Here is an 18,738-nt window from a genome sequence, read left to right as displayed (position 1 = left end):
ACTACTTAAATTCAGTGTGCCACCACGTTTCCTGTGCCCGTTCCCTCTTCGAACAAGGGATTGGGCAAGCCATTTTCATACATTTCCTGCAGCACGGCCCCGAGTGCCAAATCCAGGCACCAGACCGGGAATTCAGCGTTCAGGTTTTTGGCGCTTTGCCGTGCATAGGTGATGAGCCGAGCGATTGATGCCAGTTCCTTCAGTGAGTCGGGATCCTGGTACGCTGTGTCGATCGGAAGTGCTGCTGTCATTTCATGCCCTCTATTGCCCCCGTTCCCGATAGACGAATCGTGTCTTGCCGGGAACATGAGCAAACCGTAACGAATGTTTTGCAGCTTGGCGCGTGACATGCAGCGTGACACGATGCAATCTCGGCGGCGATCGCTTGACTGGCCAGGCCAGCCTTGCGCTTCGGTTATTGGCAATAATCCTGCGCCGGCCTTTCGGCCTGCCTCGGACCGTCGCCAGACCGGCCGAATTGTCGTTCCTGTTGGAGGCGCAGTTTTAGTTGCGCAGGCCGACCGACGCGTCCGCTGCATGCGGAATATGATTGGGCAGAATGTCGGAAGCATTTGCCAATGACTTGATCAGCGTCAGCACCGACTGGCGGATGCTGGGATCGTTGATCTTCATGAACGCCTTGTTGAGGCTCAGTCCTTCCTTGGACGTCAGGAAATCCGACAGATCCTCAAGACCGTTGATCGCGCCGAGGCCATCCGTGTTCAGCGGCTGCGAATTGTCCTGCTGGAAGAAGAAGGCAACCGGTACGGCCAGCACGCCGGCAATGGCCTGCAGCCGGCTGGCGCCGATGCGATTGGTGCCCTTTTCGTATTTCTGTACCTGCTGGAACGTCACACCGATCTGTTCGGCAAGCCGCTCCTGGCTCATGCCAAGCATGAGACGGCGCGTGCGCACGCGAGAGCCAACATAGGCATCGATTGGGTTCGGTACTTTTGCACTCACTGCGCAATCTCCTTATCATATAGGGGATGGTGGAAACACCATACTCGTACCCTTCCCGGGAAGGAACGCGTTCTCCATCTGCCCGCAAAATGTGCGTTAAATATGGGTGTAACTCAACTAAAAGTCTTTTTCTGTAAAGTTTATAATCCGTCGTCCGCATAAACCGCAGAAAAGGTGATTCGCGTCAATGCGGATTGAAAATGGAGGATGGCTTGCAATTGTAGACGGGACAGAGCGGGTTATCCCTGGTGGGAACATAAGTGCGGCTGGCATAGTCGGAGATGTCGCATTGCCCGCGGCCGGCCACATAGCGATCGTAGAGAATGGGGCCGCCGCGCGACGATGGATAGCGCAGTATCACCGCCCGTTCGGCTGCGATAAGTTGCTGCACCGATGCGCATGTCTTGCCGAGCGACTCGTAACGGGAAATCGCCGATGCCGGCGCGGCTATCGTGATCGTCATCAGCACAAGGGCAGCGGCAATGATCCTCATCGATGATCCCTCCCAACGAAAGCACTTCGTCTCAAATAGTCGCAGCGCGGGAATTGCCAAGATCGGGCAACGCTTCTCGTTGCAAGGCGGTGATGAGGGCGGCCAGATTTGCGCCGCCAAACCGAGGAAATAAACTTGCAATGTCGTTGTTTGGGATCGTGCACTGAAAGCCGACTGAAAGGTTGCACGTCCTAAACTCGCCGGGCTTCGTGGAGGAAGCAGTTTTGCGCAGCGTCATATGGCGTGAGCATTCAAATCGGAGGAGACCTTAATGCGTTCGTCGCGCACTCTTTTTAATACCGTAGCCCTATCCCTCGTCCTATCAGCTGCTTCCTTTGCAGCCCCTGCGGCACATGCCGCCGATAAGATCTCGATCATGGTGGGCGGTTACGAGAAGCAGATCTATCTGCCGGCCAAGCTTGCCGAAGGCCTCGGCTACTTCAAGGATGAAGGTCTGAATGTCGAGCTTCTGAACGAGCCTGCGGGCGTCGATGCGGAAAATGAAATGCTGGCAGGTGCTGTGCAGGGCGTCGTCGGCTTCTACGATCATTGCATCGACCTTCAGGGCAAGGGCAAGTTCGTCGAATCCATCGTGCAGTTCAGCCAAGCGCCAGGCGAAGTCGAACTGGTCTCGGCCAAGCATCCGGAGATCAAATCCCCCGCCGATTTCAAGGGCAAGAGCCTCGGCGTCACCGGCCTCGGTTCCTCGACCAATTTCCTGACCCAGTATCTGGCGGTCAAGGCCGGCCTGAAGCTGGGCGAATTCACCTCCGTTCCGGTCGGTGCCGGCCAGACCTTCATCGCCGCCATGCAGCAGGATGCCATCCAGGCCGGCATGACGACCGAGCCGACGGTCTCGCGTCTCCTGAAGACCGGGGAAGCCAAGGTCCTCATCGACATGCGCACGATGGATGGAACGAGAGCCGCCCTGGGCGGAACCTATCCTGCCGCATCTCTTTACATGCAGGAGTCGTGGGTCAAGGATCACAAGGAGGAGGTGCAGAAGCTTGCGAATGCTTTCGTCAAGACGCTGCATTTCATCAACACCCATTCGGCCGCCGAGATCGCCGACAAGATGCCGAAGGATTTCTATGTCGGCGACAAGGAAGGCTATGTGAAGGCGCTCGAAAACGGCAAGGCTATGTTCACGCCGGATGGCGTGATGCCGGAAGACGGCCCGAAAACCGTTCTTGCCGTGCTTTCCGAATTTTCCAAGAACGTTCAGGGCAAGACGATCGACCTGAAGAGGACCTATACGACGGAATTCGTCAAGAACGCCAAATAGTTCGGAGCATCGTTCCGGTCCTGACCGGGGCTGGATTTCCGTCAGATCGCGAAGTGAAGGACGAGCGCCGGCGGCACATATTTGTGCCGCCGGCGTTCACGTTAATAAAATTGCAATGCCGCATTGGAGGGTGAAAGCTGAAAGCTAGCTGAAAGGTAGCCTGGGTTAGTTTGGCTAAGCTTCGTGGAGGAAGCATCTTTTCTGCAGCGTCGCATGGCGCAACGATTCGAACAGGAGGAGACATTGATGCGTTCATCGCGCACCCTTTTTCACACCGTAGCCCTTTCTCTCGTCATATCAGCCGCTTCCCTTGCAGCGACCGCGGCCAATGCGGCTGACAAGATTTCCATCATGGTGGGCGGCTACGAAAAGCAGATCTATCTGCCGGCCAAGCTCGCCGAATCCCTCGGCTACTTCAAGGATGAAGGTCTCGACGTCGAGCTTCTCAACGAATCGGCCGGCGTCGACGCCGAAAACCAGCTGCTTGCCGGCGCCGTTCAGGGTGTCGTTGGCTTCTACGACCACTGCGTGGACCTGCAGGCCAAGGGCAAGTTCATCAAGTCGGTCGTGCAGTTCAGCCAGGCACCGGGTGAAGTGGAGCTGGTTTCGGCCAAATATCCCGATATCAAGTCCTTTGCCGACCTGAAGGGCAAGCGCGCCGGCGTCACCGGCCTCGGCTCCTCCACTAATTTCCTGACCCTTTACATGGCATCGAAGGCAGGCCTCTCTCCGGCTGACATCACGCCTGTACCGGTCGGCGCCGGCCAGACCTTCATCGCCGCCATGCAGCAGGACGCAATCCAGGTGGGCATGACCACCGAGCCGACAATCTCGCGCCTGCTGAAGACCGGCGAGGCCAAAATCCTCGTTGATCTGCGGACGCTGAAGGGCACCGAAGAGGCGCTCGGCGGTACCTATCCGGCGGCCTCGCTCTATATGGATGCCGCATGGGTCGATGCGCATAAGGAAGAAGTGCAGAAGCTCGCGAACGCTTTCGTCAAGACGCTGCGTTTCATCAACACGCATTCGGGCGCTGAGATCGCCGACAAGATGCCGAAAGATTTCTACGTCGGCGACAAGGACGGCTACATCAAGGCGCTCGATGCCGGCAAGGAAATGTTCACGCCCGATGGCGTGATGCCGGAAGATGGTCCGAAGACGGTTCTCGCCGTGCTCTCGCAGTTCTCCAAGAACGTCAAGGGCAAGACGATCGACCTGTCGAAGACCTACACGACGGAATTCGTGAAGAACGTCAAGTAAGCAGTCAGAACGCCGCTTCCGGCCAGTTTTCAGACAGGTTTCGGAAGCGGCAGTTCAACAGACTTTGCAGTTCACCGGGCTTTGCGTGCACGCCCTGAAGGCACGCGTCAGGATCAGCACCATGCAACAGGATGAACGCCGTACCCCGGCGATAGAGCTCATCAATGTCAGCCGCCGTTTCGTGTCGCCGACCGGCAAGTCGCTGACCGCACTGCGCGATTTCAACATGACCGTCGAGCGCGGCGAATTCGTCGCCGTTGTCGGGCCGACGGGCTGCGGCAAGTCGACGACGCTCAATCTCGTCACGGGCCTTGCCAAGCCGAGCGCCGGCGAAGTCCGCTTGATGGGCGGGCCGGTCAGCGGCATCGACCGGCGCGTCGGCTTCGCCTTCCAGACGGATGCACTCTTTCCGTGGCAGAATGTCATCGAAAACGTGATGTCCGGCCCGCTGTTCCGCGGCAAGTCGAAGGCCGAAGCCGAAAAGATGGCCAAGGATTGGCTGGCCCGCGTGGGTCTTTCGAAGTTCCTGCATCACTATCCGCATCAGCTCTCGGGCGGCATGCGCAAGCGCGTTTCGCTGGCGCAGACCTTCATCAACGAGCCGGAAATCCTGCTCATGGACGAGCCCTTCTCGGCGCTCGACGTGCAGACCCGCACGGTCATGCATGAAGAGCTCCTGAAGCTCTGGGCCGAACGCCAGGCGTCCGTCGTCTTCGTCACGCACGATCTCGAAGAAGCCGTCGCGCTCGCCGACAAGGTCTATGTCCTGACGGCTGGCCCGGCAACGGTCAAATCGGTCTACACGATCGATCTGCCGCGCCCGCGCGTCGTCTCGGAGATCCGCTACGAGCAGAACTTCATCGATTATTGCAAGACGATTTGGGACGACCTGCGCGAAGAGGTCGAAACCAGCTATCGCCGTGCCGCGGAAGCGGCGTAAGGGAGGATTCATCATGGCAAATACAGCTCTCGAAGCAGGCAATGCCCCGATCTTCCGCGCCGGCACTTCGGATGCGGAAATCGAAGCTGCAGCACTAAAGGCGATGACGCGCCGCAAATATGTCGTCGCCGCATGGCAGGTGGGCATTCTCGCCGCCATCCTCGGCCTGTGGCAGCTCACCTCCGATCTGCACTGGATCGATCCCTTCTTCTATTCCAGCCCCTACGCCATCGGGCTACGTCTTTGGGACTGGGTTCGCGAGGGAACAGAGAGCGGCTCGCTCTGGTATCATCTCGGCGTCACCATGGAAGAAGCGCTGATCGGCTTTATCATCGGCTCGGTGACCGGCGTCCTCGTCGGCGTCGCCCTTGGCCGCAACAAGCTCGCTTCCGATATTCTGTCGATCTACATCAAGGCGATCAACTCGATCCCGCGCGTCGTTCTTGCGCCGATCTTCGTGATGATCATGGGTCTCGGCCTGGCGTCGAAGGTGGCGCTCGCCTTCATCATGGTGTTCTTCGTGGTGTTTGCCAATGCCTTCCAGGGCGTTCGCGAAGCCGACCGTAACATGATCGCCAACGCCCGAATTCTCGGCGCATCCAACTGGCAGGTCACCCGCAGAGTGATCTTGCCGTCGGCGATGAGCTGGATTTTTGCAAGCCTGCACATCTCCTTCTCCTTCGCCATCATCGGCGCGATCGTCGGCGAGTTCGTCGGATCGCTGGCCGGCATCGGCTACCTGATCTCGATCGCCAAGGGCACCTACGACGCCGCCGGCCTCTATGCCGCGATCATCCTGGTGATGGTTGTTACCCTCGGCGCCGAATATGTGATGACACTCATCGAAAACCGCATCACCCGCTGGCGTCCGCAGCAAAGCCTCGACACGCATTAAGGGTTGGTTTTCTGGTACCTCCCAAGGCCAGAGGCCGGGCGTTTCGCCCGGCCTTTTTGTTTTACCGATACAAGAAGCGCCCTCTCCCCCGCCTGCGGAGAGAGGGGACTGTCGCGCAACAACCGCACCTCACCCCCTTCACGCCGCTGGCAGCCGCACGCGGACCAGCAGGCCGCCGCCCGCCGCATCGCCGAGCGTGACGGAGCCGCCGGCGCCGTCCACGACTTCGCGGACGATGGCGAGGCCGAGGCCGCTGCCTTCCGGCTCGGTGCCCATGATGCGATAGAAGCGTTCGAATACCTGGGCCCGCTCCGCTTCGGGAATGCCCGGGCCGTTGTCCTCGACCCATAGCAGAGCCGTGTCGCCGTCCCGGCCGATGCCGACCGTGACCCGGCCGCCCGCTTGCGTATACCGCAGCGCATTATCGACGAGATTGACCAGCATTTCGCGCAGCATGGTGCCGTCGCCTTCGATATGCACCGGTGTCTCATCGGCTTCCAGACCGAGATCGATATTGCGGCGCAGGGCTTCCTCGGCGAGCGTTTCCAGCACCCGCCTGGCGGTTTCCGCCAGATCGATCGTATCGTTGCGCGGCCGGCGGCTGCCAGGTTCGGCGCGCGAGAGCGTCAGAAGCTGGCTTGCAAGCCGCGTCACCTGCCGCGTGCTGGAACGCAACGCGGTCAGCGCCTCATCGCGGCGGCCATTGTCCGTTTCGCGTGCAGCAAAGCTTGCCTGAGTGGAAATCAGCGCAAGCGGCGTCCGCAGCTGGTGAGCGGCGTTCGAGACGAAGCGGCGTTGCGCCGCCATCTGGTTCTGCACGCGCTCCATATGATCGTTGAGGGCGTGGACGAGGGGCCGAAGCTCGTTCTGCACCATGTGGGGATTCAGCGGATCGAGGCGCTGGCGGCCGCGTCCGCGCACGGCGTCACGCAGGCGCAGCACGGGAGCAAGGCCGCGCTGCAGGCCAATGATGGTCACCAGGCCGGCAAGCAACACCAGCGCGAGCTGCTTGGTGAAGTCCGACAGCCACAGCCTGCGGCGCATGGCATACTGACTGTTATGGGTAACGGCAACGGCGACGGAAATCGTGCTGTCCTTATCGAGGCCGACAACAGGATGGCTGAGCATCAGCACGCGGACACCATCGGTCCGAAAGGTTTTATCTTCGCCGATCTGGTCACGCTCTGGCCGCGGCAGATCGGGGAAGCCGGCGACGAGATTTCCCCATGCGGTCACGACCTGATAGAAGACGCGGTCGCCATAGCCGGTGTCGAACATTTCCAATGCGGCAGGCGGAATGTCGATCTGCACCGAGCCGTTGGCATCGACCCGCACGGCCTCCGCAATGACGCGTGCCGAGGCAAGCAAGGTGTGATCGGTGACGAGATTGGCCGTCGCGTCGGCCGAACGGAAGCTAAGATAAAGATTGATGCAGATCGCGCCGATCAGGGTCAGTACGACCCAGGCGAAGAGCTGCGCCCGCAGGCTCGTCCTTACCGCGCCGACGGCACGGCTCAGGATTCCCTTGGGTGATGAAGCCTCATCATTGCGCATGGCGAAGGAGGTAACCCAGGCCGCGCAGCGTCGCGATCTGCACGGTGCTGCCTTCGAGCTTCTTGCGGACGCGATGTACATAGATCTCAATGGCGCTGGTGTCGGCGAGATCGTCGAAACCGAAGACGCTTTCGGAGAGGGTCGCCTTGGTGACGGTCGTGCCCGCCTTCATGATCAGATGTTCGAGTACCGCGTGCTCGCGCGGCGTCAGTGCCAGGGATTCACCGGCCAGGTAGAATTGCCGGGTGCCGCCGTCGAACACCAGGTCGCCGACAGCGATCTCCGGGGCGGCGCGGTCGTGGCCGCGGCGGACGGCTGCGCGTATGCGGGCTTCGAGCTCGGCAATTTCGAAAGGTTTGGCCAGATAATCGTCGGCGCCGCTGTCGAGGCCCGCAACGCGGCCATCGAGGCTGGCATTGGCCGTCAGGATGATGACCGGCACCTTGTTGCCGCTCTGACGCAGCCGCTTCAGCAGTGTCAGCCCGTCCATTTTCGGCAGCGACAGATCGAGGATGACGATGGCATAGGCCGCGACTTTCAGCATGTGCTCGGCGTCCTCGCCGTCGTAGGCGATGTCGACGACATATTGCGCCTGACGCAGCGCCTTGCCGAGCCAGGACGCCAGTTCGCGGTTGTCTTCGACGATCAGGAGCCTCATGGAGCGACTATACAGCAAGTATCGGATATGGCGAACATTTCCGGGGCTATTCCGGTTGGCGGATCATCGGCTGCCGAGCCGCAAACCCATCTCCCGAACCTCTCTCAGATAGACCTTGCGGGCATAGGGTGGGGTCAGATTGTGGTCGGCTTCGGGAATGATGGTGAGGCGTATATCGGGAAAATGCTTCAGGCCGGCGCCGTTCTCGCCGAACTCGTCATGCAGGTGATCGAGACCGATGTCGTGGGCGCTGTAGATCAGCGACATATCGACGCCGCGTCGGGCGAGTGTGCGGAAGCCGTTTAGAACAGGTCCCTGAGCCGCAGCGAAGATGGGGAACGCGCCGAGCAGTTGGCGAGCCGTTCGCAGCGCCCGCCGGCCGAGACCGGTCGCCATATTGCATATGGCGCTCCTTGCATCGATCTGGCCGCCGAAGAGCCGCTTCAGCGTCTCCATCTGCAGGAGTTTGCGCCCATAGGTTTCCAGCGACCGGGGAGCAAAGCGCAGGGCTTCATCGACCGATCGGCTCTCGTCCCAATGGAAGCTGTAGGGATTGACCGTGATGAGGCCGCGGCAGCGCGCATCGCCCAACGCTGTCTGAAAAGCGAGATAGCCGCCGCTGCAGCGCCCGACCACATAGGCCGGCAGCAGCGCCCGCCTCTCCAGAAGATCCAGCGCCTCAACGACATCGAGATGCTGTTCGCGGGAATAGAGCACCTGCTCGGGCGCGCCCGAAAGCGGCGGGCTGTCGCCGACATTGGCCGTATCGAAACGCAGGGAGGCAATGCCGTCCCGGGCAAGCGCCCGCGCCATGGTGACCGACATCCGGCCCCAGCCGGCATGCCTGTCATAGGCGGTCGTCAGGAGAAGCGCGGTCGCTCCGGTGCGGGCACCCTGCGGCTCGCAGAGAATGCCGAACAGGCGGTTGTCCGCGCCGAAACGCAGCGGCGTCTCGCGAAAGCCTTCGCCGATCAGAGGCTCGGCGGCGGGCAGTGCAAGATCCGCCGATGCCATCTCAATGGTTTTAACGGCGACCGATTGCACCCATTCGACGATCTTCCGGCCAGTTTGGGTCGGCATCGTGGCGATGGTCGGGTTCGAGACGAGATCGTCATAACCCTCGTAGGAGGCCTGTGCGACATCGGCGCCGAGCGTTTCCAGATGGTGCGCCAAGTCGGAATCTCCGGGGCGGCCCGGGCGCGTCAGCACGAGGCAGTTGGCCGTGCCGAGCCGATCCAGCGTCATGAGATTCAGCTTCTTTACCGCATCGGCGGCGCTATCGGGCATGCGCAGGCTTGCGACGGTGACGCCTTCCGCCTGGCGCTGCGCTTCGGCAAGTCCCATGCTTTCATCGATCATCTTCGACCAGACGGTCAGTTCGCGCAGATAGGCGCGGCCGGAGACGACAGGTGCGAGAAAGGCAATGCCATCGATGCCGGCAAGCCGCTCAGCGAGCGTGGCGGCAAAGGTGCCGCCGAGGCCCTGGCTGACGAGGATCAAGCGCTCGCAACCGGAAAGTGCTTTCAGCTGCGTGGCGGCGGCCAGCGCGGTTTCATGCCACGGCAACAGACCTTCGCCCGCATCGACGATATCAAGTGCATCGCCCGTGCCGGCATAATCGAAGCGCAGGCTGGATATGCCGATATCGGCAAGATCTTCAGCCAGTATCCGCCAGAACTTGCGGACGCACATCTCCTCGAAACCCCAGGGGCTGAGAAACAGGACGGCGCTGCCCCGCGAGGGTGTGACGGCCGGGGTAAACAGGCCGACGGTGCCGGCGAAGGTTATCGGGAAGGCTGCGGATCTTGTCTGCCCTTCCTTCTCCTGTTTTTCGGCGGCTCCCCAACCAGCCATGCTAGTCTCCTCACATTCGGCGCGGCGCTAAGAGGGCCAGAGCCTGAGTGGCAATCGGATTGACGCGTGCAGGCAGTCGCGTCGCGATCTGCTGCAAGACGTCAATGTCTTCGGCTGGAACGGCTTTCAGCAGTCTGAGCGCAATGCCATAGGCAAGGGCGCCGCCGATAATGGCGCTTACGAGACCTGCGACACCGGTCAGCGCCTGAACGAAACCATAGGCTGCAACCGCGCATAGAATGGCAGCAACCGTGACTTTTGCAAGGTTGATGAGCATACCGCGCGTCGATCCTTCGAATTCCATTCGGCGCACCATCAGCAGGCAAAGGGCGGCAAAGGTGAGCAGACGAATAAATGCCGCACCCTCGCCTCCGTAGAAGGGCACGGCGACGGCGCAGCCGATGACCATGATGAAGCTGGCGACGACGCCGATGACGGTGCGTTCGCGCACGCGATCCAGCGAATAGAGATACTGCGTGCATATCTGCATGAAGACGTAGGGTACGGCGGTCAGGGACAGCAGTGCCACCATGCCGCCGCTCGGCGCAAAAGCCGGGCCGAAGATCGTTACGACGAGCTCCGGCGAGATGGCAGCGAGGCCGAAGCTCATCGGCAGGGTGATATAGGCAATACTGCGCGCCACACCGGCGAAGACCTCGACCGGCAGCTTGTCCGATTCCCGCGCGTGCATCTGCTCGGAATAATAGGGCAAGAGGCTGCCGCTCAACTGCACCGGCAGCTGCAGCGCCAGATTGGCGAGCGACAGGCCGACGGCGTAAAAGCCGACCGCCTCGATACCCCAGTACCGCTGCAGGAACAAAAGCTCGATGCGATTGAGGAAGATCGAGCTGTTGATGAGTTCGATCGAGAGAATGAGCGACGAACTAAACAGAGTGGAAAGGCCGACACCGCAGCTGTTCTTGCGGGCGATGGCGATCCTAAGCGTCGCGATGAACATCGGCAGCTGGCCGATCGCATAGCCGGCTAGCGCGCCGCTGATGCCGAAGAAGATCGCGCCGAAGAGGACTGTAACGAGCTGGAGCGCCGAACTTATCAAGGTGATGCGCAGGAAAGCGCCGACCCGCTGCTCGCCGATCAGGTAGTTCTTGCTGTAGGCACCAAGAGACTGAAGAACGAAGAATACGCCTGTTATGGCGATGACTTCAGACGCATCGCCCGCCCAGTGCAAACGTTCCGTATCCCAATAATAGGCGACATAGCCGGCGAGCAGGATCACGGTTGCGAGAATCGTCGGCTGCAGGAGGTAGGCGGCAAAGCCCCGCCGCTCTTCCGCCGAATAGCCGTTTCCCTTCAACTGCGGCAGGATACGCAGCAGGGTGACGCCGGCGCCGAGCTCGGCGACGAGCGCGCCTGTTGTCGTCAGCCAGAGGGAAAAGGCGATGACGCCGTTGGCCTCCGGGCCAAGCAGGCGCGCGGCGATGATCGAACAGGCGAAACCGGTGGCAAGCAGGGTCAATCCCGCCGCCGCGTTCAAAACCGAATTTGCCATTATGCTCTTCGTCATGAAGATAGACCGTTCCTCAAACTGCCGGGACTTCGCTCCTATCCGGCTTTTCGTGGGGATAGCGCCAGCTCTATTTCATATGCCTTAATATTTAGGGTTTAATGCTGCCCTAAGTTCATTTTTTACTTCGGCTAATATTCTTTCTCTCTGATATTGGCCGCTCCCAGGCTTGTGCGGAGGGTTTCATTGTTCAGCCTCATCGTCTGCACGATCGACCGTTTCGATCAGCTGGAGCGGTTGTTTCGCTCGCTGACCGAACAAAGCCACAAAGATTTCGAGGTGATCGTCGTCGACCAGAATCCTGACGACCGGCTGCGGGCGATGATCGACAGCTTTTCCCCTTCCTTCACGATCCGTCATATCCGCTCGCCGAAGGGACTTTCGCGGGCACGCAACAACGGCATGGCGGTTGCGGCAGGCGATTACATCTGTTTTCCCGATGATGATTGCTGGTACGAGGCCGATACGCTTTTGACGGCCTCGGCGCTGTTTTCGACGCATCCGGACCTGGCGATCATCACCGGCCGCACGCTCGATGCCGAAGGTCTCGCTTCCGTCAGCCCGACGGGCGAGACGCGGCTGGCACTGACGCGCTGGAACTATCTGAAGTGCGGCAATTCCAACGGCATCTTCGTGCGCCGCGCCGCCCTGGCTGATATCGGCGGTTTCGACGAGGATCTCGGCGTCGGTTCGGAATCGCCCTTCCAGAGCGGCGAGGAGGCGGATTTCCTGCTGCGCGCGCTCGGCGCCGGCAGGCAAGCGATGTTCTTCCCGGAATTGATCGTCCATCACGATCAGGTCACCAGCGAATACGGACCGCGGCAGGTAGAGCGAGCCCGCAAATACGGGCGCGGCTTCGGCGCTTTGATGCGAAAGCAGGCTTTTCCGTCGTATTATGTCGGCTACCGGCTGTTTCGTCCGGTCGCCGGCTGGCTGGCGGCGCTGGCGCGCTTCAACGTCGATGCAGCCCGCTACAAGCGCGCCTGGTTGATGGGCATTCTGGAAGGTTACGCCGCCTGGCCGCGCTGGCGCAGAAGCTGAGGCGATTTGCCTCGCGGCGTCAGCGTCTCGGCATAGACATCCATATAGCGTTGGGCGACTTCGTTCCAGGCATAGGCGCGGGCGTCCCGCAGCAATTCCTGCCGCAGGCTCTGATCGTCGGCCCCAAGGCGTTCGAAGGCTGCGGTCAGCGTATCGGCGGCCGCTTCCGGCTTTGCGAAATCCGCAAGCATGAGGGCCGGATGGGTTTCGGCCATGGCCTTGTAGGCGTCGTTAGCGTTCAGCACCGGCAATAGGCCGGCGCTCATCGCCTCGATCGCCACCAGGCCGAAGCCCTCATATTCCGAAGCCGAAGCAAAGAGCGAGGCGCGCGCGATGATGTTGCGCATCGAGCCTTCGTCGATCGAAACATGCAGAGCGACATTGCGCGCGAGATTGCGGGCGGCAATTTCCTTTTCCAGCGTCGCACGGTCGAGATCGGACTCGGCGCCGATAATATCGAGATGCCAATCGTCATGGCGGGCCGCCAGCACCTTCATGACGTCGAGAAGATGGTCGAGCCGCTTGTTGATCGAGAAACGGCCTATCGTGACGATGCGGCGGCGCGCTTCCAGCGCAGCGCAATTTGAAAACTTGCCGACGTCGGCGCCGTTTTCGATCAAGCGCACCCGGCTGTGGGCGATCTGGGAAAAGAGTCGTGCGTCGGACTGGCTGCAACAGATAACAGAAGCGTAGCCGAGTGCGGACAGCCGCGTTGCGGTTTTGAACCAGACCTTCTTGATGGCCGCATATTTCTGCGTGTGGAAGAAGCCGCCATGCGTGGTGGCGACCATGGGTCGCCCATGCAGGAGCTTGCCCCATGCCAGCGCATCGAAGAAGAAATCGACGGCGTGGACATGCACGAGGTCGGCATCGGCCAGATGGCGAAAGACTTTGGGTGCCAGCGGATAGCGGCTGGAGCCGGACCAGGGAATGCGTACGATCTCGATGCCGTCGATTGTTTCCCTTTCCGGCAGGTGGCGGCCGGGATCGGAAAACAGGCTGTTGCAGGTAACGACTCGGACGCGATAGCCGCGGGAAACCAGCTGGCGGCAGAGGTTGGCAACGACGTCTTCCAGGCCGCCTTTGTTCGGCAGGAACTGGCGCACGACATGCACGATCAACGGCCCGGCCTGCTTGTTTGCTTGAATATCCGCAATCGCCGATGTCATCGATCCACCCTCGACCTTTATGCCTCGCCGCGCGACGGCAATCCGGCGCTGCAGCGCGCCGCCCGTTGATCAGCCGGCAAAGCAGATCATCGGGTCGGTTAAAAAGGGTTTAACTGCGGGTGGAAAGCCAAGCCGTTTCGGACAAGAGGGTTAATTTGGGAGCGTTAGGCGGCAGAAATGTCAAGCTTGTCAGGTGAATGCGATAATGCTGGACCATTGTGCCTGGCCCCTCACCCCAGGCCTCTCAAAACGCTCGGAAGGTCAGCGTCGTCAGCGAGCGGACGATGCCGGGGATGTTGGCGATGTGGTCGTTGATGAACTTGCCGATATCCTGCTCTTCGGCAATGTAGACCTTCATCAGCAGGTCGTAATCGCCGCTGGTGGAATACAGTTCCGAAACCAGCTCCGTCTGGTAGATGGCGTCGGCGACCTCGTAGGTCTTGCCGGGGGCGCATTGGAGCTGAACGAAAATGGGCTTCATGGGAATGTCCTGCTTCTGTCTGCCGCCACGATGGCGGCCGGCTTTTTTCTATAATGGTCGAAAGCGCCGCCGCCATGCAAGTTTTTCTCCAGAGCGGATGATTTTTTGGCATCATGTCATGTCCATCGGATGTTGCTCTTGCGGCTTCCGCAATTTCGAGCATGGCGCTAGATTGGCGCCAATAGCTTTCTTGATTGGACCGATTTCATGCTGAATGACCTACGCTCCCATGGTCTCTGGGAAAAGACCGCTCCGCCACCGCCGGCAACGAAGCCGCTTTCCGGCGATATCTCCGCCGATGTCGTGGTGGTCGGCGGCGGCTATACCGGTCTTTCGACGGCGCTGCATCTGGCGGAAGCCGGTACCAGCGTCGTGCTGCTGGAAGCCAATGAAATCGGCTTTGGCGGGGCGGGGCGCAATGTCGGCCTCATCAATGCCGGCATGTGGGTGATGCCGGACGATCTGCCCGGCGAACTCGGCCCCGTTCACGGCGAGCGGCTGCTCGATCTGCTCGGCAACGGGCCGAAGCTGGTCATGGAACTGATCGACAAGCATGGCATCGCCTGCGAACTCGAGCGCAACGGCACGCTGCATTGCGCCGTTGGCCCTGAAGGGCTGAAGGAAATCGAGGAGCGCGCCCGGCAATGGGGAAAGCGCGGCGCACCGGTCACGGTGCTGAATGCGCGGGAGGCGGAGCGCCGGCTCGGCAGCTCGGCCTATGCCGGGGCGCTGCTCGACATGCGTGCCGGCACGCTGCAGCCGCTGGCCTATGCCCGCGGCCTTGCGCATGCCGCAGTGAAAGCCGGCGTTACCATTCACACCGGCAGCCGGGTGACAGCGACGGAAAGAAGCGGTGCGAAATGGCTGGTTTCGACCGAGCGCGGCAAGGTCAGCGCCGACTGGATCGTGGTCGCCACGGACGCCTATAGCACCGGCCCATGGGAAAAGGTTCGGAATGAACAGGTCCATCTGCCCTATTTCAATTTTGCGACCGTCCCGCTTGGCGACAACCTCAGCAAATCCGTGCTGCCGGGACGCGAGGGGGCGTGGGATACCAAGGAAGTGCTCTCGTCCTTCCGCATGGATCAGGCCGGCCGGCTCGTCTTCGGCAGTGTCGGGGCGCTGCGCAATACCGGACTTGCCATTCACAAGAACTGGGCCCGGCGCTCGATCAGAAAGCTTTTCCCGCAGCTCGGCGATATCCCGTTCGAATGCGAATGGTATGGCAAGATCGGCATGACCGATAACGCCCTGCCGCGTTTCCACAAGCTGGATCAGAACGTTGTCGGTTTCTCCGGCTATAACGGCCGCGGAATTGCGCCCGGCACCGTGTTCGGCAAGGTGCTTGCCGGCCACATCCTCGGGCAGATTTCCGAGGCCGATCTGCCGCTGCCGGTGACCGAGATCGTCGAGCCGAGCTTCAGGGCAGCGAGGGAAATGTGGTATGAAGCGGGCGCCCAGGCCGCGCATTTCGTCGGCGCCAGAATCTAAGGCAATTCCGGGAACCAGCATTGAGGGAAGAGGAAACAAGATGACCGCGACATCGGATCTCGCTGCCGAAACCAAGGCCATACTGACGGAAATCGGCGTGCCGCCCGACCGTTACACCGGCGGAACGCTTGCCGTCACGTCTCCTGTGACCGGCGCCGAAATCGGCCGGCTGAAGGAGCATTCGACTGATGAGGCGAGTGCTGCGATCGCGGCGGCGCACGAGGCATTTCTGTCCTGGCGCAACGTGCCGGCGCCGAAGCGCGGCGAGCTCATCCGCCTGCTCGGCGAGGAGCTGCGCGCCGGCAAGGCTGCCCTTGGCCGACTCGTCTCCATCGAAGTCGGCAAGATCATTTCAGAAGGTCTTGGCGAAGTGCAGGAGATGATCGATATCTGCGATTTCGCTGTGGGACTTTCCCGCCAGCTTTACGGTCTGACCATCGCCACCGAGCGCTCCGAGCACCGGATGATGGAAAGCTGGCATCCGCTGGGGGCGGTGGGCATCATCTCGGCCTTCAATTTCCCCGTTGCCGTCTGGTCGTGGAATGCGGCGCTTGCCATCGTCTGCGGCAATTCCACCATCTGGAAGCCGTCGGAGAAGACGCCGCTGACGGCGCTTGCCGTGCAGGCTCTGTTCGAAAAGGCACTGAAGCGCTATGTCGCCGAAGGCGGCGAGGCGCCGGCCAATCTTTCGACGCTGCTGGTCGGCGGCCGCGATCTTGGAGAGCTTTTGGTCGATCATCCGCAGGTGCCGCTGGTCTCGGCAACCGGATCGACGGCGATGGGCCGCGCCGTCGGCCCGCGTCTTGCCGGCCGTTTCGCACGCGCCATCCTCGAGCTCGGCGGCAACAATGCCGCCATCGTCTGCCCGACGGCCGATCTCGATCTTACCCTGCGTGGCGTCGCATTTTCCGCGATGGGCACGGCCGGCCAGCGCTGCACGACGCTGCGGCGCCTCTTCGTTCATGACAGCGTCTATGACCGGCTCGTTCCACGCCTGCAGAAGGCCTATGGTTCGGTGACGATCGGCAATCCGCTTGAATCCGGCACTCTGGTCGGCCCGCTGATCGACAAGCAGGCCTTCGACCGCATGCAGGCAGCGCTCGCGGCTGCGAGGGCGGCCGGCGGCAAGGTCACTGGCGGCGAGCGCGTCGAAAACGGTTACGCCGATGCCTTCTATGTTCGCCCGGCTCTTGTCGAAATGCCGGAGCAGACGGGTCCCGTCGAGCAGGAAACCTTCGCGCCGATCCTCTATGTGATGAGGTACAGCGATTTTGACAAAGCGCTGGCGCTGCATAACGCCGTGCCGCAAGGCCTGTCCTCCTCGATCTTCACCAACGACATGCGGGAAGCCGAGATCTTCGTCTCCTCGCGCGGTTCGGATTGCGGCATCGCCAACGTCAATCTCGGTCCTTCCGGCGCGGAGATCGGCGGTGCATTCGGCGGCGAGAAGGAAACCGGCGGCGGCCGCGAGTCCGGCTCGGATGCCTGGAAGGCCTATATGCGCCGGGCAACCAATACCATCAATTACGGCCGGACGCTGCCATTAGCGCAGGGTGTCAAGTTCGACGTGGCATAGCGCCGGGACGAGCAAGGAGCTTTGAGGCGCTGCAGATGATGGTTGGACGAGTGTCTTTTTGCCACTCTCTTGCGCCGGCCCGTCGCGATATGAATCAGGCGATCGCAGGCTTTGCCTTCTTCTCGTCCAGCCAGCCGCCGGTGAAGCCGGCGCGTTCCAGGCCGGTGCGGAGGATCGGAGATTGCCGCATCAGATCCCAGATCATGCCGGTGCGGGCGTTTTCGATCATCATGACCAGCAGCCCCTGGTCGATCGCCACCGAGCGGTCGTCCACCCAGCCTTCCGGCCCCGGTCCTTTCACGCTCGGATTGAAGCCGCCGGGGAAGCGGCCGTCGAGCAGCAGGTTGGGATAGGTTGAAAGCAGTGCCCGCGTGCCATTGAGTGCCGCTTCGCGGTCGAACGGCAGGCAGGACAGCGGTCCCCAAGGGGCGATGGTGCCGTCGTCGGGACCGAGCGGCGCGCCGCGGGCGGCATAGCCGAAGACCTTGGGGGCATAGCGCAGGCTATGTTTTGTGCCGGTCGGGTTCGGGCCGTCACAGGCGGAAAGCCCCCAAACATCCTTCGTATAGCCGACGAAATGGCCGGGATTGCGATCCGTGTAGTCGCGCTGCACCGCAATTGCCGTCTGCGTATTGCGGAAGTAGTCCGTATCCTTGTCGGCGACATGCTCGTCACGGATGTCGCGGAAATCGATCCAGGCATGCGAGAAGAGGTGGATGAAGAGCGGCCCGGCATAGAGAAAGGGCGTATCCTTGAACATCATCCAGGTATAGGTCGAGGCAAAGGCATCGTAGCTGGAGGATGGTATCGCATGCGTGGGCGAGGCGAGCGCCAGCACATAGAGGAAGATCGCCTCGTCATAGCCCTGGTAGCGCCAGCGCAGGAAGCCGCTCGCGGGTTTCCAGCCCATGCTGATGGTCTGGCCCTTGTTCAAGGCCCAATGCCAGTCGCAGCGCTCGTAAAGAAATTTCGCCTGCTTGCGGAGATCGCGCTCGACCTGGCTGTTTCCATTGAAATAGGCGGCGGCGGTCAGGACGCCTAGCAGCAGCAGGCCGGTATCGATCGTCGAAAGCTCGCTATTCCAGGCGCGCTTGCCGGTCTCCATGTACAGGAAGTGATAATAGAAACCGCGATGGCCGGTGGCGCCGCGTTCGGTGCCCTGCTGGCTGTCTGCGAAGAAATCAAGGGCGGCCAACACCCGCTTTGCCGCATCGGCTCGGGTGATCCAGCCGCGCTCGACGGCGACCGGATAGCTCGACAGGGCGAAGCCGACGGCGGCAATGCTGCAATGGCTCGTCTTGATCGACGTATCCGCCACCAGTCCGTTTTCCGGGTTGGTATAGAGCATGAAATAGTCGAAGGCCGACCGTTGCAGTTGATCGATCAGCGCGTCGTCGGTTTCGTTTACCTGCTGCAGCATCTTCTATCCATCTCCTCGATGCTCCCATTCCCTGCTGAACATGGGAGCTTGGATAGTTGCAAATCAAACATGATTAACGATGACATACTTTTGTGGAGGATTCTTTAATATCAGTGGGTTGTTGAGGCGGTCA

General features: G+C 61.1%; 17 protein-coding genes. 7 read left to right on the top strand and 10 right to left on the bottom strand.

The genetic code is table 11. The features are described 5' to 3' along the window. Window positions 1-11: 11 nt before the first annotated feature. From C7U61_RS17690 to C7U61_RS17680, 3 genes are all read right to left on the bottom strand, one after another. Entirely contained in the window at window positions 12-251 is a 240-nt protein-coding gene (locus tag C7U61_RS17690) for a hypothetical protein (RefSeq protein WP_106999523.1), read from the bottom strand. Between the two features lie 253 nt (window positions 252-504). Beyond that, window positions 505-963: a helix-turn-helix transcriptional regulator gene (locus tag C7U61_RS17685; RefSeq protein WP_106999380.1), complete on the bottom strand. Its 459-nt coding sequence runs from the start codon at window positions 961-963 to the stop codon at window positions 505-507. A gap of 184 nt (window positions 964-1,147) precedes the next feature. After that, entirely contained in the window at window positions 1,148-1,456 is a 309-nt protein-coding gene (locus tag C7U61_RS17680; RefSeq protein ID WP_106999379.1) for a hypothetical protein, read from the bottom strand. 271 nt (window positions 1,457-1,727) lie between these two features. On the opposite strand from C7U61_RS17680, the gene C7U61_RS17675 reads away from it, so the two are divergent. The 4 genes from C7U61_RS17675 (at window position 1,728) to C7U61_RS17660 (ending at window position 5,836) form a co-directional block, all read left to right on the top strand. After that, a complete protein-coding gene (locus tag C7U61_RS17675; RefSeq protein WP_106999378.1) occupies window positions 1,728-2,741 on the top strand; it encodes an ABC transporter substrate-binding protein in 1,014 nt (337 codons plus the stop codon). A gap of 246 nt (window positions 2,742-2,987) precedes the next feature. Next, window positions 2,988-4,001, top strand: a complete 1,014-nt coding sequence (locus C7U61_RS17670) for an ABC transporter substrate-binding protein (RefSeq protein ID WP_106999377.1) — start codon at window positions 2,988-2,990, stop codon at window positions 3,999-4,001. A gap of 121 nt (window positions 4,002-4,122) precedes the next feature. Next, a complete protein-coding gene (locus tag C7U61_RS17665) occupies window positions 4,123-4,941 on the top strand; it encodes an ABC transporter ATP-binding protein (protein WP_106999522.1) in 819 nt (272 codons plus the stop codon). 13 nt (window positions 4,942-4,954) lie between these two features. Beyond that, a complete protein-coding gene (locus C7U61_RS17660; RefSeq protein ID WP_106999376.1) occupies window positions 4,955-5,836 on the top strand; it encodes an ABC transporter permease in 882 nt (293 codons plus the stop codon). 138 nt (window positions 5,837-5,974) lie between these two features. On the opposite strand, the gene C7U61_RS17655 is transcribed toward C7U61_RS17660, so the two are convergent. The 4 genes from C7U61_RS17655 to C7U61_RS17640 form a co-directional block, all read right to left on the bottom strand. Beyond that, a complete protein-coding gene (locus C7U61_RS17655) occupies window positions 5,975-7,390 on the bottom strand; it encodes a sensor histidine kinase (RefSeq protein WP_106999375.1) in 1,416 nt (471 codons plus the stop codon). Then, window positions 7,380-8,048, bottom strand: coding sequence for a response regulator (locus tag C7U61_RS17650; protein WP_106999374.1), 669 nt, complete (start codon window positions 8,046-8,048; stop codon window positions 7,380-7,382). The genes C7U61_RS17655 and C7U61_RS17650 overlap by 11 nt, the downstream gene beginning before the upstream one ends. A 63-nt stretch (window positions 8,049-8,111) precedes the next feature. Then, window positions 8,112-9,902, bottom strand: coding sequence for an alpha/beta fold hydrolase (locus C7U61_RS17645; protein WP_106999373.1), 1,791 nt, complete (start codon window positions 9,900-9,902; stop codon window positions 8,112-8,114). Window positions 9,903-9,912: 10 nt separating this feature from the next. Continuing rightward, on the bottom strand, window positions 9,913-11,427 hold the full coding sequence (locus C7U61_RS17640) for a polysaccharide biosynthesis C-terminal domain-containing protein (protein ID WP_106999372.1): 1,515 nt from the start codon (window positions 11,425-11,427) through the stop codon (window positions 9,913-9,915). A gap of 186 nt (window positions 11,428-11,613) precedes the next feature. Here C7U61_RS17640 and C7U61_RS17635 point away from each other — a divergent pair, with 186 nt between their 5' ends. Further along, the gene (locus C7U61_RS17635; protein ID WP_106999371.1) at window positions 11,614-12,468 is read left to right on the top strand and encodes a glycosyltransferase family A protein; all 855 of its coding nucleotides are present in this window, start codon (window positions 11,614-11,616) and stop codon (window positions 12,466-12,468) included. On the opposite strand, the gene C7U61_RS17630 is transcribed toward C7U61_RS17635, so the two are convergent. Together C7U61_RS17630 and C7U61_RS17625 are read right to left on the bottom strand one after the other, a co-directional pair. Further along, window positions 12,435-13,637, bottom strand: coding sequence for a glycosyltransferase family 4 protein (locus tag C7U61_RS17630; RefSeq protein WP_106999370.1), 1,203 nt, complete (start codon window positions 13,635-13,637; stop codon window positions 12,435-12,437). The genes C7U61_RS17635 and C7U61_RS17630 overlap by 34 nt on opposite strands. Before the next feature lie 244 nt (window positions 13,638-13,881). Continuing rightward, window positions 13,882-14,118 carry an Lrp/AsnC ligand binding domain-containing protein gene (locus C7U61_RS17625; protein WP_015341532.1) on the bottom strand — a complete coding sequence of 79 codons (237 nt, stop codon included), beginning with the start codon at window positions 14,116-14,118 and terminating at the stop codon, window positions 13,882-13,884. A 207-nt stretch (window positions 14,119-14,325) separates the two neighbouring features. On the opposite strand from C7U61_RS17625, the gene C7U61_RS17620 reads away from it, so the two are divergent. Together C7U61_RS17620 and C7U61_RS17615 are read left to right on the top strand one after the other, a co-directional pair. After that, the gene (locus C7U61_RS17620) at window positions 14,326-15,609 is read left to right on the top strand and encodes an FAD-binding oxidoreductase (RefSeq protein ID WP_106999369.1); all 1,284 of its coding nucleotides are present in this window, start codon (window positions 14,326-14,328) and stop codon (window positions 15,607-15,609) included. Window positions 15,610-15,649: 40 nt separating this feature from the next. Further along, window positions 15,650-17,185, top strand: a complete 1,536-nt coding sequence (locus C7U61_RS17615; RefSeq protein ID WP_106999368.1) for an aldehyde dehydrogenase family protein — start codon at window positions 15,650-15,652, stop codon at window positions 17,183-17,185. A gap of 94 nt (window positions 17,186-17,279) precedes the next feature. Here C7U61_RS17615 and C7U61_RS17610 read toward each other — a convergent pair whose 3' ends face one another. Further along, on the bottom strand, window positions 17,280-18,605 hold the full coding sequence (locus C7U61_RS17610; protein ID WP_106999367.1) for a glucoamylase family protein: 1,326 nt from the start codon (window positions 18,603-18,605) through the stop codon (window positions 17,280-17,282). Between the last annotated feature and the right edge of the window lie 133 nt (window positions 18,606-18,738).

Source organism: Rhizobium sp. JAB6, assembly GCF_003024605.1.
Lineage (GTDB): Bacteria > Pseudomonadota > Alphaproteobacteria > Rhizobiales > Rhizobiaceae > Rhizobium.
This window is presented reverse-complemented; position numbering and strand designations above follow the sequence as displayed.

Excerpts from the sequence above, each read along its gene's own strand:
- C7U61_RS17690 (WP_106999523.1), bottom strand. The coding sequence starts at position 251 with ATGACAGCAGCACTTCCGATCGACACAGCGTACCAGGATCCCGACTCA.
- C7U61_RS17680 (WP_106999379.1), bottom strand. The coding sequence starts at position 1,456 with ATGAGGATCATTGCCGCTGCCCTTGTGCTGATGACGATCACGATAGCC.
- C7U61_RS17675 (WP_106999378.1), top strand. The coding sequence starts at position 1,728 with ATGCGTTCGTCGCGCACTCTTTTTAATACCGTAGCCCTATCCCTCGTC.
- C7U61_RS17670 (WP_106999377.1), top strand. The coding sequence starts at position 2,988 with ATGCGTTCATCGCGCACCCTTTTTCACACCGTAGCCCTTTCTCTCGTC.
- C7U61_RS17665 (WP_106999522.1), top strand. The coding sequence starts at position 4,123 with ATGCAACAGGATGAACGCCGTACCCCGGCGATAGAGCTCATCAATGTC.
- C7U61_RS17660 (WP_106999376.1), top strand. The coding sequence starts at position 4,955 with ATGGCAAATACAGCTCTCGAAGCAGGCAATGCCCCGATCTTCCGCGCC.
- C7U61_RS17655 (WP_106999375.1), bottom strand. The coding sequence starts at position 7,390 with ATGCGCAATGATGAGGCTTCATCACCCAAGGGAATCCTGAGCCGTGCC.
- C7U61_RS17650 (WP_106999374.1), bottom strand. The coding sequence starts at position 8,048 with ATGAGGCTCCTGATCGTCGAAGACAACCGCGAACTGGCGTCCTGGCTC.
- C7U61_RS17645 (WP_106999373.1), bottom strand. The coding sequence starts at position 9,902 with ATGGCTGGTTGGGGAGCCGCCGAAAAACAGGAGAAGGAAGGGCAGACA.
- C7U61_RS17640 (WP_106999372.1), bottom strand. The coding sequence starts at position 11,427 with ATGACGAAGAGCATAATGGCAAATTCGGTTTTGAACGCGGCGGCGGGA.
- C7U61_RS17630 (WP_106999370.1), bottom strand. The coding sequence starts at position 13,637 with ATGACATCGGCGATTGCGGATATTCAAGCAAACAAGCAGGCCGGGCCG.
- C7U61_RS17625 (WP_015341532.1), bottom strand. The coding sequence starts at position 14,118 with ATGAAGCCCATTTTCGTTCAGCTCCAATGCGCCCCCGGCAAGACCTAC.
- C7U61_RS17620 (WP_106999369.1), top strand. The coding sequence starts at position 14,326 with ATGCTGAATGACCTACGCTCCCATGGTCTCTGGGAAAAGACCGCTCCG.
- C7U61_RS17615 (WP_106999368.1), top strand. The coding sequence starts at position 15,650 with ATGACCGCGACATCGGATCTCGCTGCCGAAACCAAGGCCATACTGACG.
- C7U61_RS17610 (WP_106999367.1), bottom strand. The coding sequence starts at position 18,605 with ATGCTGCAGCAGGTAAACGAAACCGACGACGCGCTGATCGATCAACTG.